Raw genomic sequence first — 13,465 nt, forward strand, 5'->3', positions numbered from 1 at the left:
AAATTGTGCGAGAAAACAGATTGGTGTACACGATCAGTGATTAGGCAAGATTAACACTTAGTGACTGCCAGCGCTTTGGCTAGCCGCCTCATCTAAAACAATGAGACGTCAGGATACATACGCGAAGACCGTTAACTAAAATGGACGTCGAGTGCAACCTGGGTGAATTCGCTACTTTGCGAGCGCTACTCTCATGATTTGGGCAAGCCTGAGGCGGAATGAAAAATGCAGCCAAAAGATTGGCCGCGTCGTAACCACTCAAACTGATTGTACAAAAGTGCTATACAGAGGGTACCCATGCCGCCCATTTGCGGCTAGCTCTATTGGAGGACCGAAGTATGCGAAACTCCGTCGAGCGCAAGAAAAATACCCGCTGATTTTGTCGGACGATGAGCGTCCCGCGCCAGCCCGGGTAAAGGGGCCGCGCACAGCGGGCGCCAATTAGTATAGCGGTGTTTTAATTCGCGTCAATCTGCCCAGCACAGCCAACGTCGCCAGCGCCAAGAGAATGAAAGACGATGGCTCGGAGACTGGAAGGGTAGGTATATACAGCCCCCTGATCGACTGTAAAGCAGCCTTGATCGGTGCCGTAAACTGAATTCCCAACGGATCCCAAATCCCCGGACGGAGTTGGAAGCACCTCGCTAAACGCATTCAACACGGTGAACCCGCTTTCGTCCGTGTTCATTTGATATAGTATGTCATTTCCCCGTGCGCCACGTTCGGTGGTCGCCCCGTATAAAACGGAATCTTTTATCATAATAGTGCCCGGTGTCGCTCCCAAGTTTCCCCGGTTAAAATTGTGCAACACTGAAAAAATCGTTCCGTTGTGTTAATCGTAAATAGCGTCCCAGCACCGCTAAAACCGTTGCCCGCTGTCGCCCCGCCGCTGGTGGTCATTCCATAAAGCCGCGAACCTGACACAACAAGGGCCGTCAAGCTGATGCATAGCGCCAGACGCGTTCAATCCCATGCTGCTTGCGCACTATTTCTCCAGGATGTCGCCGTCGACGATCCAGTCCTTATTGACCACTTTCGGATCCCCCGTGACCAATTGCGACCGTCGACATCAAGTCTCTAGTAAACAGCCCGCGCTCCAGGGAACCAATAGTCTTGTCGGGCACGATAATCTTGGCGGCGGCCTGACGCTTATTTTGACCGATATGAACTATGGGGCTCGCGGATTGGAAAGACCTCGGCATTTTGCCGGTCGGGACCGAGGTGCGCATCGGAACATCTGTATTACTGGGATACGTTACCAACCGCATCGGGACCTTGCTCTTCCACGTTCCGATGACCGCGGGTTGCGCGGTGAAGCCGCAGGATATGACGAACGATCCGTCGTTGGGAACTGATGTCCAAAGGTGGCAAGTATCGCGCAATGGTGGAGCAGCAAATCCACATGACGCCTAAGCACACGTCGACCAGTGCCGACAACCGAAGGATTTCGGGACTGTCGCGTCGGCCCTGTCGTGGCAAGAGCTGTGATTTATCGGGCTCATCTGACGAGCGCATCAATTGCGGTATACAGCCGGTGTGATACCCAAAGCATGCCTGAAGTTCGTGGTGTCCGTGAAGTTTCGGAACCACATAACCTTGTTCTCTTGCAACTTCCAGACGTGGGCGAATGGTGCGTTTAATTCCGTGCCCGTAGTCTTGCCGCGGCCACGAAAACTGCCCAATACAACGACACAATTTCCGGCATCGAGAAACTCATCCAATTCAAGCCGAAGCTGATCGAATTTCTCGTAAGCCGGCTCGATCACCTCACGGAATACGGCGTCGGCACCATGATGCGTTCCGGCCTTCCCCAGATCTGGCGCATCCGGCTCGAGCCATTCCACGTTCGGATCGAGTAGTTGGCTGGCTCCTCCAAAGTCACCGTTGGACACAGATTCATAAAAGCTTTGAACGAGTTTGATGTTTTTCGTAGACATTCTGAACTCCTTTCTCTCTCTTAAGCTCTGAGAGTTTAGGCCGTCGGCTGACCCTGCTACGGCCTCTAACGCTGCGTTTCTGCTTAACGTCAGCATTCCAAAGAAACTCATCCTACAGATCCTACTGCCCCTGATCGCGCGGGCAAGCGATTCTACATTCAATAGGTTCCGGGTGGTTTTGAAAAATGACTGAGCGGTGTGTCTTTCGAAATCGCGTAGGCATTGCGAAACTGGTTGGCGTCTGTGAGTCCACCATGGTTCGCGTTGATCCAATAACCCTCAGTTTTCGAGTTTGAAGAAACATAAGTTTCCAATGGCCCTGTCTTTGCAATAATTACATTAGGTGGCAAGAGTGATTTCGGATTTTTTTCGGAAGGAGGGTAAAGCCTATGATTTCCCACACATTGCTTCGTGATGAAGGGATATTGTTAGTGTCTCCCAAAGAGCCTCTGGAGGCCAATGACTTTGAGGAATTGGCAGGCGAGGTGGACCCATATATCGATGAGAAGGACGCATTGCAGGGATTGTTGGTAATTGCCAAGCGATTTCCCGGATGGCGGAACTTTGCGGGATTAAAGTCGCATTTCCGATTTGTGCGTGACCACCGTGCGAAAGTAAAAAAAATTGCTGCTGTAACCGATAGTACGTTTTTGTCGCTTTTCCCGCGACTTGCGGCGCCTTTTATCAGGCCTAAAGTAAAGAGATTTCACTACGACGATCGAGAGTCGGCACTTGCGTGGCTACGCACGAATTAAACAAAGTAACCTTAGTGCGTTCGTCGATGGTCGCGTTATTTGGTCTATCATCAGTCGGCAAGCTAAATCATCCACGTATCGAGGAGGCCCAATGGTTCAGACAGAAGAAGTCGCGTTTCCTCGACTTACCAGTGCCGAACTTGCGCATGTCAAGCCATTGGCAAAACATTGCGTTTACGTTGATGGTGAAATTATTTTTCGAGTCGGTCAAGCGGATATCGATTTGTATATCGTTGAATCCGGTCAGATCGAAATTCAAAATCCGACCGATGGCAACCGGGTCATCGTCGTTCATGATGTCGGACAATTCTCGGGAGACATCGACTTGCTCACCGGACGACCGGTGATTGTGACTGCAGTAGCCAGGGGCGCAACCCATGTGTTGCGAATCCCAAACAGCCATCTCCGGGCGCTTCTGAATCGCGTCCCGAGTTTCGGAGAGAAGTTAATCGTCGCATTTAGCCGTCGGCGGGAACTGTTAACGCAATTGGGAACACTTGGATTGCGTGTTGTCGGCCCAGGACGCTGTAGGGACACGAATACAGTCCGGGAATTTCTGTACAAAAACTTTGTCCCCTTTACCTGGTTCGATTCGGAAACTGAAGGAGGCCAGCGCATCTTCAGGGAGCTGGGCTCACCGCGAAAGACGCCGATCATTGAATGTGGCAACGGGCGAGTTCTCGTAAACCCTTCCTTACAGGAGCTCGCCAGCGAGGCTGGAATTTGGAAACATTGTCCTTCGCAGGAAGTGGACTTGGCGATTGTGGGCGCAGGACCGGCAGGCATCGCCGCCGCCGTGTATGCTTCGTCCGAAGGCCTGTCCACTTTAATGCTCGACCGGCTCGGACCTGGCGGCCAAGCTGGTGGTTCGTCGCGCATTGAGAACTTCATCGGTTTTCCGGCTGGTTTGAGTGGTGCGGATCTGGCGACGCGCGGTGTTTTGCAAATGCTCAAGTTCGGTGCGCGAATCATCGCTCCCGTTGACGTTCAGCGCCTGACTCCCGCGCGATCCGTTGACGAGTTACATATGCTGAAATTGGATTGCGGCGCTGAAATTCGCTGTCGGGTCCTGCTGCTCGCCTTGGGCGTTCGCTGGCGACAATTGGAAGCGGCTGGAGCAGACCGTTTTCGAGGGGCCGGCATCTATTATGCCTGCACCACGGTTGAAGCGGATCTCTACGACGGCACGGATGTCGCCGTGGTCGGCGGAGGAAACTCCGCCGGACAAGCCGTGATGTTCCTCGCCGAATGTTGTCCGTCGCGCAAGGTGCATTTGCACATCCGTCGTACGCTGGGACCGGGCATGTCGGAATACTTGTCGCAGCGGATTCGGGCAACCGCCAATGTGGTGATTCATGAGCAAACCAAGATTGCAGCGATTTATGGAGATCGGCATATCGAAGAGATCGAACTCAAAAACAGCTCTACGAAAACGCGGCAACACATACCCTGCTCGGCAGTGTTCGTCTTTATCGGTGCCGAGCCCGCGGCGGAATGGCTGCCTACCGAGATTGCTCGCGATGCCAATGGTTATCTCTTGACTGGCACCGATGTCGTTCGCTCGGGATTATGGCCCCGAGTAGACCGCGACCCTTGTCCTCTGGAAACGACTGTGCCCGGCGTGTTGGCCGCCGGCGACATTCGCTCGGGATCCACCAAGCGTGTAGGATTTGCCGTGGGCGATGGTTCGCTCGCGGTGACGTGCGCTCATCGCTTGCTGTCGATCAGTCGTTGAATACCTGGAGGCATGGTGATGATTTCAGCCCCATTGTTGCAACGAAAGTTGTTGGCATTTATTTCTGTTTACCTAAACCCCTAGTGAGGCTTAGTCATGGATAAAATCAAGCCGTTATTTACCGCCACCGCGACTGCAACCGGTGGTCGCAACGGACACACCGAGGCTAGCGATGGATCGGTGAAAGCAGATCTCTCTGTGCCAAAAGCTATGGGCGGACCGGGCAAACCCCAGACGACCACCCCGGAACATTTGTTTGCCGCCGGCTATGCCGCCTGCTTTGGCGGCGCGCTTGACTTCGTGGCCAAACAACACAAGAAAGAGGCCGCGGGCGCCAAAATCACCTGCGCCGTATCGATTGGACCACGGGCGGTTCGGCCCCGGGACGAAATGTTTCGGCCAGCAGACGGCCATACGCCTCGCGGCTTTCTGCCGATCCGTAGCGCCCCAGATAGATATGTTGGCCCTGCAGGATAACGCGGGCTTGACCGCTTGCCTTGTGCAAGCGGTAGGAGGGAACTCGTGGTTTTGGCAGCATGACGCCTTAATCCTCCAAGTGGTAGTACTACCACTTTTCTTGGAGCTTCAAGGCCACGCTGCCGTTCTCAGGCAGGTACGCTATCGCTAGCGTTTGGCAGGTTTTACGGTACAGTACACCCCACTGGATTCGAACCAGTAACCTTCGGTTCCGTAGACCGATGCTCTATCCAATTGAGCTAGGGGTGCGGATGCGAATTTCACATCGTACCAGACATCGAAAAAGCCTGCAATCCGCGAATCAAACGACGGTTTGCAGGCTGCTTTTGTTCGCGCGCTTTGATTGAACAATAAACGTTGCGAATGGTAACTTAACGACATGACCGAGCCGCGCGCGAACAAGCTGAAAGTGTGATTCAGCCTACGGACGCTTTTCGTGCTTTTGGCCACTGGGTGCCAGGGGGAAGTTCCAACCGACGCCAACGGCATACCCCAGTTCATTATTAATGCCGAAGATGTATCTTCTGTGGAAATTGTCACGAAAAAACAGTCTGGATTCACAGAGATTCATTTAACGCTCACCAAAGCGAAGCTGGACGAGCTCAGGCATTTCGACCACTTGGTTATCGACCGTTGCTTTCCGACTCGCTCTGCGCACGCGAAAGTGTGGGTCGGGCAAAATGTCGTAAAAGATTGCCCCGATTTTCGATTGGCTGCACAGGGCTGGCTTTCCAACGGCGGCAAAGCTGTAGCGTACTATCGGATGCCGAGCAAGAAATAGGACGCCAGCATTCCCGCACAGCACGTGGAGGTTGAACGCTACGCCGAACAACACAGGTACAACATCATTCGCTGAGAACCCTACGTTGACTGATGAACCGTGGAAAAGCCAAAATAACCCCGCGGTTAACATTGCCAAGGAAGGGAGATCATGAATCGCACGCGGTCCATTCGTCGCTCCGTCATCGCCATCATGGCGCTCGTTCAGCCACTGGTGTTTATGGCTACTTCAGCCAATGCTGGTTCGGCGGGTTATTTGTACGTGGGCGACTATGACCCCACTTCCACCACAGAGGCAAACATCAACCTGCCGATCAACGCTCAGGCAATCAGCAACGCGATTGTGGATGAGCACTCGCTCTTTGAGATGTCCATGTCCAACTCGTTTGGTGCTTCCGGCAACATTATCGAGATTGGCGTCACGACAGATATTGGTCTCAATGGCGACACCAACCCCCATTGGTTCGTTTATTCCTGGATCAACGGCGACGGCCAGGGCTACGATTCCAGCTCCCATTTCGTCTCCAATATTGGCAGCTTCTGGGCTACATCGCTGAAGTCGGCGGAGGGAACGTCTGGGGAGGTCGAGTTCCAGTACAATGCCCCGAACTGGAACCTTTACCTCAATGGCACGTTGGCAGGATACTTCCCAGGGTCGGAGTGGTCTGGAGCATTCACTGCGGCATCCGTCACGCAGGTGTTCGGCGAAGTTTATCAGGATGGAACTTTCTACCCGACGCTCAATGGCACTGTCTCCGGTTACAACTCCTCCGGCGGCGGCCACCTCCTCAAGAACATGGTAAACGCCCCGTATGCCCAGTCCAACACGTCCCAAACCGGCTTTACTGCTTTAGGGCCTCTGCTGCCGGGGGATTTCAATCGCAATGGGCATGTCGATGCTTCTGATATTTTGGCGGCGGAAAAAGCGCTGACTGATTTGAATGGCTATGAAACACAATACGGCGTGACGACGCCCAACCTGCAATTGATTGGCGACCTCAACAGCGATGGCAAAGTGACCAACGCCGATCTGCAAGGGCTGCTAAATTTGCTTCTATCAGGCGGGGGATCAGCAAGTACGGTTCCTGAGCCAAATGCCGCAGTGCTGGCCGGCATTGCCGCTGCAGTGGCATTGCTGGCGCGAAGGCGCCGCTGCCTTTCGAAGTCCTAACGCAGTCGCTGGAGAAATAGTGGTTGTATTTACTACCGCTGGCTTCATTTCGGCGCATATCAAGGCGCTTTCAGATTTGGGCCAAGGATGCAAAACGGGCCGGGAAACAGCCTGTTTATTGGCGCCAAAACCGTTGAAATTCACGGCGAATGTTGGTCTAATTTGCACGCTGCCCAAAGGGACGCTAACCACAGGGCAGGGCGGTTTGGCGTTGGCGTTTGTTTCTGTAGGCTCGCTCTAAAGAAATGACCAATGACCAAGTCCCAATGACCAATGCTGCGGACGCTAAGCGTCCGTATTGACCAACTTTCATCACGGAGAATTTTTCCATGATCCGATCTGTCCGATTTCGTTTTGCTCCGCTTGTGCTTGTGTTGGCGCTGGGCGTGCTGCACCGCGCTTCGCTGGCAACCGCTGCTTCGAACGATGCAGCCGCCGCGCTAACATTGCTCCCCGACGACACTCTGGCGGCCGTGGTTATTCCCCAACTAAACGTTTTGGACGCAAAAATTTCCGGGCTGGGGGGCGCACTGCAAATGCCCATTCCTTCTCCCATGATGCTCGGCCGCGGCATGATTGGCTTGAAAGACGGGCTGAAGGAAGATGGCCCGCTGGTCGTGGCAGCCATCGGACCGTCAACCGAGGAGCACGATTTCGGCACTTTCGTGGGCTTGGTAGCGATCACCGATTATCAAAAGCTCATTGGGCAATTCTCGCCGCAAGATCAAGGCGGCGGCATTAGCCAACTCACGCTGCCGCACGTTCCCAAGTTGCTCATCGCGAAAGTAAACGATAATTTCGCCGTGTTCGCGCATGCCGGCGACGAAAGCCGCAAGCAGCTGGAGCGCATCGTGGCCGCGGCGGCTGCTCCAACTGCCGGTTCGGCCGCTACACTGAACGGCTGGGCTGCCCAACAAGACGTGGGGCTGGTGATTACCAACAGCGGAGTAAAAGTATTGCTGGATCGCGCGGGCAGCGCACTAAAAGCTTTTGAAGATAAGCAGGCGCCGGAATCTACCCGGCAAGCACAAAGCCTTCTGTCGCAGTTGATTCCCATCGCCCAGCGCGAAGTTTCGCAAATGGGCGTCGGTTTGCGCATTGACGACGACCACACGCTGCACCTGGTCAATCGACTTCAATTGGCCAGCGGCGGCGAACTATCGAAAGCGGCGTCCCAAGTTCCGTCCCCACCAAGCCAGTCTCTGGCGGGCTTGCCTACCGGCACGTATTTGATGGCCTTGGACGGCTCTATGGGGAGCACCATGCGCAACTGTATTACCACGCTTAGCCTGAAGGCGCTGCGGGGCTCGACAGCCGATCAGGGAGGCACAAAAATCAGCGACGACGATTGGAACAAATTGGCCGAGCAATTCAAGCACAGCCTACGCGGCTTGAAATCGATGTCGTTCGTCATGGGCGTGCCCCCTTCGGGCAAATCGATGTATTCCCGAATGTATGCCGTGGTGCACGCAGAGAACGCGCAAACCTATCTGCAAGATTACGAATCGTCGATGACTATCTACGGCAACATGCTGAAGTCGCTCAACAACCCGGCGCTGCCCAGTTACGAAATCAGCAAATCGGAAATGGACGGCGCCCCGGTCCTGGAAGTCACCGCCGACATGACCGGCGTATTCAACAGCATGCAGCAAAACGGCGCGCCGCGCGCCATGGGCATGACCCAAATTCTGATGGGAAACGATAACAAGGCCACCACCTACATGGCCATGGCCGACGCCACCACCGTGGTCATGGCCTGGGGCGATAGCGAAAACTTGAAAACCGTCCTCCAAGCGGTTAAATCGCCCGAGACCTCGCTCAGCTCCGATGTCGATGTGAAAACCACCGTCGCCTTGATGCCCAAAGATGCCCAGTGGCGGGCATTCATCAATCCCTCGGGCTACCTGGAATTCACGAAGAACATCATGCAAATGACGATGCCGCAATTTCCACTGCAACTGCCGCCGTTTCCCAACACTCCGGACATTGGGGTTTCGGCGCAACTGGGCGCACAAAACATCGATACGGAAATTCTTGTGCCAGCCGCTGTGCTGCAAGGCATTGGGGCTTACACCCAGCAATTGCAGCATCACGGACCGTGACGCTGTCCGGCGATTACGCCCGGCGTGCGTCGGCTGCGCAGCCAACTACTGTTGTTGCGCTTCTTGCTGCGCCAATTGCTGATGCCAAAAATCGAATTGCGGATCGCCCGCGCGGAACGTGAACACGGCATCGGGCAGCGGAGCGGCTTGTCGTCGGCGCGAAGGAACGCGCACCAACACCGCGCCATCGTTGCGGCGCTGCAAAATGCAGCCGTCGGGCATGGGCAAATGTTGAGCTTCGGCGGGCATCCCGTTTTCGCTGGGAAAGTTGGACTGGAAGGCAGGCGGACGCGACAAGCCGCATCCGAACGGTGGGATTCTCTGGGCGAGCAAGGGGCGGTATTGTTGTCGACGAACCGAATCAATTCTAGTCCAAATTTCCCGACGATTGCTGAAATCTTGCAACTTATTAGCTGCACAACACGGCCGATTCCAGCGCCAGCAAGCGCCGCTTGAGCGCTATTCCTTGCGGCGCGGAAAACCCAACCAGCCGGCCGCTGCTGCCGATCACTCGGTGGCAAGGCACGATCAGCGGCGTCCGATTTTGCGACATCACGCGCCCCACGGCGCGGGCCGCGGCCGGTCGGCCAGCTGTGGCCGCCAACTGGCCGTAACTGCGGGTTTCGCCCCAGGGAATTCGCCGGCAAGCAGCCGCCACCCGGCGCGAAAACGGCGTGAGATGGTCGAAATCGACCTCCACATCCGTAAATAAATCGGGCTCGCCTTCCAGCGCGTCGACCAAGCGCTGCGCCAAGGGCCGGTTCCAAGAAGATCGCCGGGCGTCAGCGGTTAATTGGCTTTCGAGCGCCGCCATGGCCGCCTCCGAATTTCGATGGCCAAACGTCAACGCCCGTAATTTTGGCCCGCGCCCCAACATGGCGCACCAGCCGAAAGCTGTGCGAAAAGCTGTCAGTTCGTCGTGCATGGATGAACCTCCCTGTGCAACGTCGTGCAATGTCTGAACACTTGCACAGTATAGTGACTCCTCAGCGGCTGTAAAGTGCCCTGGCGGGGAGCGCCTTTGACAGCGCCGGCCGGCAGCATTTATACTGGCCGCAGCGAAAATTCAACTTTCCTTGGTACTGCTGGCTCAAACGTACGGCCCGCCGCCCGCTCCTCGAGACATGGAAGTTTTCGGCAGGTGCACCCAGGAGCAAATTCGTGATGACCCAATACACCGCACTATCGGACGATTTCTACGTCAACATGAACCTGAGCACGGAGATGGAGCTCCCTCAGCAGCGCGACACCGTATTGCATTATTTCGAGCGCATTCAGAAAAAATATCCCTCCATGCGGAAGTTTTATTGCCGCGACAAGCGCGATTTTGTCCTGGAGGAAGATAAAGACCGCTCGCAATATCGCTGGGCCACGGTGGAGCCGCGCCGGCTGTGCTCCGGGCAAGTAAACCCCGCCTCGGTGGAAGAAGCCATGGAGCAACACCGCCTGGTGCTGGAAATGGCGCCGTTCATGCTGTCGGTCAGTCCGCTGGATTGCGAAGCGCTGGATCTGTTATTCGGATTCGATTTCACCTATCGCGGCAACCACAATCGGCTGGTGGCCGAAGCGCTGGGCGTCTGTCCGGCGATGGAGCGCTTGCAGGAGTTGCCCGGCGGCGGCGTCATCAATTTCGAGCCGTCGCTGACGCTGTCGATGGATGAAGATTGCCGCACGCAGGTTCGCGTGAGCGTGGAAAACCGCACCAATGCCTACCAAATTCGCACCGGCGAATATCCGGAGGAGCAGCTTAGCGTGTATGTCACGGCTCGGCACTATGGCAGCCTGGAGCCGGACCAAACGTTTGTGCAAGTGGTCGATCGCTTGGCGCAAGTGTGCCAGGACATTGTCGATCAATACGTGGTCGAAAGCGTGTTGCGCCCGCTGCAACGGACCATTGCGCTCCGCTGAGCGCCGCTGGCTTACAAATATTTTTTGGTCGTCGCTTAATTTGAAAAAATGTAGTGGCGGCTGTCCTCAGCCGCTGCTGTCTTTCTTGAGAAAACGGCTGAGGACAGCCGTCGCTACACGACCACCCATTTTTCCTTGCTGGGCGGGCCACCCCTTCCTCAAGGCGGAAATCGGCCAATTGCCACCCTGCGACCGGCATTTCGAATTGCCGCGGGGCAAATCGCTGGGCTCATTTCCAAGCTGGCGGATGCCTGTTTCGCGGCGCGTCGACTTGTAGCGGTTGTGCATTTTCTAATCGCCGGCAGAGCGGACGTTGCGTTTTTTCTTCGCCCGGACTCGTGTTCGGCAGGCGGCGTGGGCGGCATCCTCCGCGGAAGCAAGGTACGTTTGGATGAGGGATCTTCGCCGGCCGCGGACCGGCGCCTTGCTTCCCATGTTTTTATCATCGGCCGATTATTGCGGGCCAGCTAAGTCCAATCGAGAGAGAGGTATTCCGATGCGAATACGCAAGCGATTGTTTATTGACCGGAAGGTGCAAGGCGCGTTGATGCTGCGTGCCGTCGAATATTGGTTTTGCTGCCTGTTGACGGTGGCGCTGGCGCTATTGGCCTGGAGCTTAATCACGGGCCCGGACCAGCCGCTGGTGCAATTTTTCCTCGATTCGTGGCGCTTTTTCCTGCCGACCGCCGTCGTCTCCTTGCTGATTTTGCCCCTGTTGGTGTACGACATTTTGCGATTGAGCAATAAATTCACGGGCCCGTTGTTCCGCTTGCGGCGCGAGCTACGGCGATTGGCGGCGGGCGAGCAAGTGCCTCCGATGCACTTCCGCGAAGGAGATTTCTGGCCGGATTTGGCCGACGAGTTCAACGCCGTCGCCCAGCGCATGGAAATGCTGGCGGGCCGGGCCGAGCAGGGTCGCAAGTCGGCCGAACCGTCTCAGCCTGAGGCAAGCAAGCGAGCCAGCGGCACTGGAAATTATTCGCCGGCGCAATCCCCGGAGCGCGCCGGCGCAAGCACAGCCGGCGTCGCGGTAAAATCGCCGCCGGAAGATTCTTCGCGGCGCGATCGATTGTGTGAATTGCCCCGTTAGGCCGCAGTAGTTCCCAGCGGAAAAATTTTATCGCTGCGCGCGGCGTCAGCAAATTATCGGCGGCGGCCGCCACGCCCGCGCCCCCCGCGGCCATGCCCGCCGCGCGAACCTCTTGGGTCGTGTCCTTCGCGGTGGGGTGTGTTGGCCCGAGTTTGCATGTTGGCATCGATAATCATGCCGATGGCATCTTTCCACGTGACAATGTCGCGCACGGAACTCTTGCCGGAATGATGGTCGTCCGCTTCAGACAGCGCGGCGTCTTCCTCGTCTAGCTCGTCCACCGGCGAAGTCCGTTCGGACGAGTCATGCTCGGCGTCCTCCAACGAATCAGCGTGCCGACTCGTATCGGCTGCAAATTCGATCTGCGATTCATCGCCGGAAATTAGTTCTTCGTCCGGCGCCAGTTCGAGAAACGGCAGATCGTCGTCTTCCGACGGCGGAGAAGATTCCCGCTCTGGAGCATGGGAACGACGCGTGTCACGACTCCCCCCGCTGCGGCCTCGCCGACGGCGACGACGGCGCTGGGAGGAATATTCGTCGCGCGAATGTTGCTGACGTTCATCGTTGGATTCGCCTGCCGGCAATGCTGTGCCGCCGGCTGCATCTTCCTCAAATGCCCGATCGACTTGCGGCTCGCGCTCCGCGAAGTCTCGATTTTCATCCGAGCCGCGGTTTTCATATTGATTGCCGGAACGATTTCCGCGCCCTTGGCTTTCATATCCGCTGCTTCGCTCACCGCTGCTGCTTCGCTCACCGCTGCTTCGCTCACCGCTGCTTCGTTCACCGCCGCTTCGTTCATTGCTGCTTCGTTCATTGCTGACTCGATCATTGCTGCCTCGATCGCCGCTGCCGCTGCGCTCATTGCTGCCGCGGCCGCCGCTACCACCACTGCTTCGCTCGCCGCTGCTTCGGCCGCCGCTACTGCGACCGCCACTGCTTCGATCACCACGGCCACGCCCGCCACGCCCACGTCGGCCTCTGCTTGGACGGTAAGGGCGTTCCTCGTCCCCCTGCGGACGATTCCTAGTGCCGCTCTCTCCGGTCGGCTCGTCCTCGAAAACCGGCTGCGTGTCATCGTACTCCTGGCGGCGTTGCGTTTCGCCACGTTCCTCCTGCCAGTGCTGGCGCGAACCAGCGTCACGATCTTGTTGCTGATCCTCATCGAAATCTTCGCCGTACGATTCCTGCGCGCGGCGGCTCTCTTCGGGCGGCGGCAACGAACCCGGCGGAGGAAATCCCAGTAGATCAGCGACCGGATCGTGCGCCGGCGGCCGAGTTTCCGCTTCGGCAGGCACTTCAATGCCCAGCTCGCCAGCCAAAGCATTCCAATCGGAGTTTGATTTTTTGGGCGGAGGCGAATCCTGCGCCGACGGCGGTGGAGATCGGCGCGGTGGCGGAGCAGGGGGTGTTGCCGCGGGCGGAGGCGGGGCGCTTTCCGCACCCGGCTGAACTCCCAGTTCGTCGGCCAGCGATCGCCAAGGATCGTTCGGATTGTCGCTCATAAGGTTCC

Annotated in this window: 13 protein-coding genes and 1 tRNA gene; 9 read left to right on the forward strand and 5 right to left on the reverse strand. The window is 56.6% G+C overall.

Features of this window, described 5'->3' with window-relative positions:
• Window positions 1-1,170: 1,170 nt before the first annotated feature.
• Window positions 1,171-1,413, forward strand: coding sequence for a hypothetical protein (locus VFE46_14735; GenBank protein HZZ29252.1), 243 nt, complete (start codon window positions 1,171-1,173; stop codon window positions 1,411-1,413).
• Between the two features lie 101 nt (window positions 1,414-1,514).
• Here the strand turns inward: VFE46_14735 and VFE46_14740 are convergent, their stop codons facing one another.
• Window positions 1,515-1,937 carry a nuclear transport factor 2 family protein gene (locus tag VFE46_14740; GenBank protein HZZ29253.1) on the reverse strand — a complete coding sequence of 141 codons (423 nt, stop codon included), beginning with the start codon at window positions 1,935-1,937 and terminating at the stop codon, window positions 1,515-1,517.
• A 389-nt stretch (window positions 1,938-2,326) separates the two neighbouring features.
• Between VFE46_14740 and VFE46_14745 the strand changes: the two genes are divergently transcribed.
• The 3 genes from VFE46_14745 (at window position 2,327) to VFE46_14755 (ending at window position 4,904) form a co-directional block, all read left to right on the forward strand.
• Window positions 2,327-2,692: an STAS/SEC14 domain-containing protein gene (locus VFE46_14745; GenBank protein HZZ29254.1), complete on the forward strand. Its 366-nt coding sequence runs from the start codon at window positions 2,327-2,329 to the stop codon at window positions 2,690-2,692.
• A gap of 91 nt (window positions 2,693-2,783) precedes the next feature.
• Window positions 2,784-4,427 carry an FAD-dependent oxidoreductase gene (locus VFE46_14750; protein ID HZZ29255.1) on the forward strand — a complete coding sequence of 548 codons (1,644 nt, stop codon included), beginning with the start codon at window positions 2,784-2,786 and terminating at the stop codon, window positions 4,425-4,427.
• 96 nt (window positions 4,428-4,523) lie between these two features.
• Entirely contained in the window at window positions 4,524-4,904 is a 381-nt protein-coding gene (locus VFE46_14755; protein ID HZZ29256.1) for an Ohr family peroxiredoxin, read from the forward strand.
• A 175-nt stretch (window positions 4,905-5,079) separates the two neighbouring features.
• Here the strand turns inward: VFE46_14755 and VFE46_14760 are convergent.
• A tRNA-Arg gene (locus VFE46_14760) sits at window positions 5,080-5,153 on the reverse strand.
• 187 nt (window positions 5,154-5,340) lie between these two features.
• Between VFE46_14760 and VFE46_14765 the strand changes: the two genes are divergently transcribed.
• From VFE46_14765 to VFE46_14775, 3 genes are all read left to right on the forward strand, one after another.
• Window positions 5,341-5,685 carry a hypothetical protein gene (locus VFE46_14765; GenBank protein ID HZZ29257.1) on the forward strand — a complete coding sequence of 115 codons (345 nt, stop codon included), beginning with the start codon at window positions 5,341-5,343 and terminating at the stop codon, window positions 5,683-5,685.
• A gap of 150 nt (window positions 5,686-5,835) precedes the next feature.
• A complete protein-coding gene (locus VFE46_14770; GenBank protein HZZ29258.1) occupies window positions 5,836-6,855 on the forward strand; it encodes a neprosin family prolyl endopeptidase in 1,020 nt (339 codons plus the stop codon).
• Between the two features lie 329 nt (window positions 6,856-7,184).
• The gene (locus VFE46_14775; protein ID HZZ29259.1) at window positions 7,185-8,957 is read left to right on the forward strand and encodes a hypothetical protein; all 1,773 of its coding nucleotides are present in this window, start codon (window positions 7,185-7,187) and stop codon (window positions 8,955-8,957) included.
• A 45-nt stretch (window positions 8,958-9,002) separates the two neighbouring features.
• Here the strand turns inward: VFE46_14775 and VFE46_14780 are convergent, their stop codons facing one another.
• Window positions 9,003-9,206, reverse strand: coding sequence for a hypothetical protein (locus VFE46_14780; GenBank protein ID HZZ29260.1), 204 nt, complete (start codon window positions 9,204-9,206; stop codon window positions 9,003-9,005).
• A 160-nt stretch (window positions 9,207-9,366) separates the two neighbouring features.
• The gene (locus VFE46_14785) at window positions 9,367-9,882 is read right to left on the reverse strand and encodes a methylated-DNA--[protein]-cysteine S-methyltransferase (GenBank protein HZZ29261.1); all 516 of its coding nucleotides are present in this window, start codon (window positions 9,880-9,882) and stop codon (window positions 9,367-9,369) included.
• A 239-nt stretch (window positions 9,883-10,121) separates the two neighbouring features.
• Here VFE46_14785 and VFE46_14790 point away from each other — a divergent pair, with 239 nt between their 5' ends.
• Together VFE46_14790 and VFE46_14795 are read left to right on the forward strand one after the other, a co-directional pair.
• Window positions 10,122-10,865, forward strand: a complete 744-nt coding sequence (locus tag VFE46_14790; GenBank protein HZZ29262.1) for a hypothetical protein — start codon at window positions 10,122-10,124, stop codon at window positions 10,863-10,865.
• 496 nt (window positions 10,866-11,361) lie between these two features.
• Window positions 11,362-11,955 carry a hypothetical protein gene (locus VFE46_14795; protein ID HZZ29263.1) on the forward strand — a complete coding sequence of 198 codons (594 nt, stop codon included), beginning with the start codon at window positions 11,362-11,364 and terminating at the stop codon, window positions 11,953-11,955.
• Window positions 11,956-12,008: 53 nt separating this feature from the next.
• Here VFE46_14795 and VFE46_14800 read toward each other — a convergent pair whose 3' ends face one another.
• Window positions 12,009-13,457 (reverse strand): hypothetical protein, encoded by a 1,449-nt coding sequence (locus tag VFE46_14800; protein ID HZZ29264.1) that lies wholly within the window; start codon window positions 13,455-13,457, stop codon window positions 12,009-12,011.
• Window positions 13,458-13,465 lie beyond the last annotated feature (8 nt).

The organism is Pirellulales bacterium (assembly GCA_035656635.1).
Taxonomy (GTDB): Bacteria; Planctomycetota; Planctomycetia; order Pirellulales; family JADZDJ01; genus DATJYL01.

Bases quoted from the DNA above. Each gene is read 5' to 3' on its own strand.
- VFE46_14775 (HZZ29259.1), top strand. From the start codon at position 7,185: ATGATCCGATCTGTCCGATTTCGTTTTGCTCCGCTTGTGCTTGTGTTG.
- VFE46_14795 (HZZ29263.1), top strand. From the start codon at position 11,362: ATGCGAATACGCAAGCGATTGTTTATTGACCGGAAGGTGCAAGGCGCG.
- VFE46_14785 (HZZ29261.1), bottom strand. From the start codon at position 9,882: ATGCACGACGAACTGACAGCTTTTCGCACAGCTTTCGGCTGGTGCGCC.
- VFE46_14800 (HZZ29264.1), bottom strand. From the start codon at position 13,457: ATGAGCGACAATCCGAACGATCCTTGGCGATCGCTGGCCGACGAACTG.
- VFE46_14790 (HZZ29262.1), top strand. From the start codon at position 10,122: ATGACCCAATACACCGCACTATCGGACGATTTCTACGTCAACATGAAC.
- VFE46_14780 (HZZ29260.1), bottom strand. From the start codon at position 9,206: ATGCCCGCCGAAGCTCAACATTTGCCCATGCCCGACGGCTGCATTTTG.
- VFE46_14735 (HZZ29252.1), top strand. From the start codon at position 1,171: ATGGGGCTCGCGGATTGGAAAGACCTCGGCATTTTGCCGGTCGGGACC.
- VFE46_14745 (HZZ29254.1), top strand. From the start codon at position 2,327: ATGATTTCCCACACATTGCTTCGTGATGAAGGGATATTGTTAGTGTCT.
- VFE46_14750 (HZZ29255.1), top strand. From the start codon at position 2,784: ATGGTTCAGACAGAAGAAGTCGCGTTTCCTCGACTTACCAGTGCCGAA.
- VFE46_14755 (HZZ29256.1), top strand. From the start codon at position 4,524: ATGGATAAAATCAAGCCGTTATTTACCGCCACCGCGACTGCAACCGGT.
- VFE46_14740 (HZZ29253.1), bottom strand. From the start codon at position 1,937: ATGTCTACGAAAAACATCAAACTCGTTCAAAGCTTTTATGAATCTGTG.
- VFE46_14770 (HZZ29258.1), top strand. From the start codon at position 5,836: ATGAATCGCACGCGGTCCATTCGTCGCTCCGTCATCGCCATCATGGCG.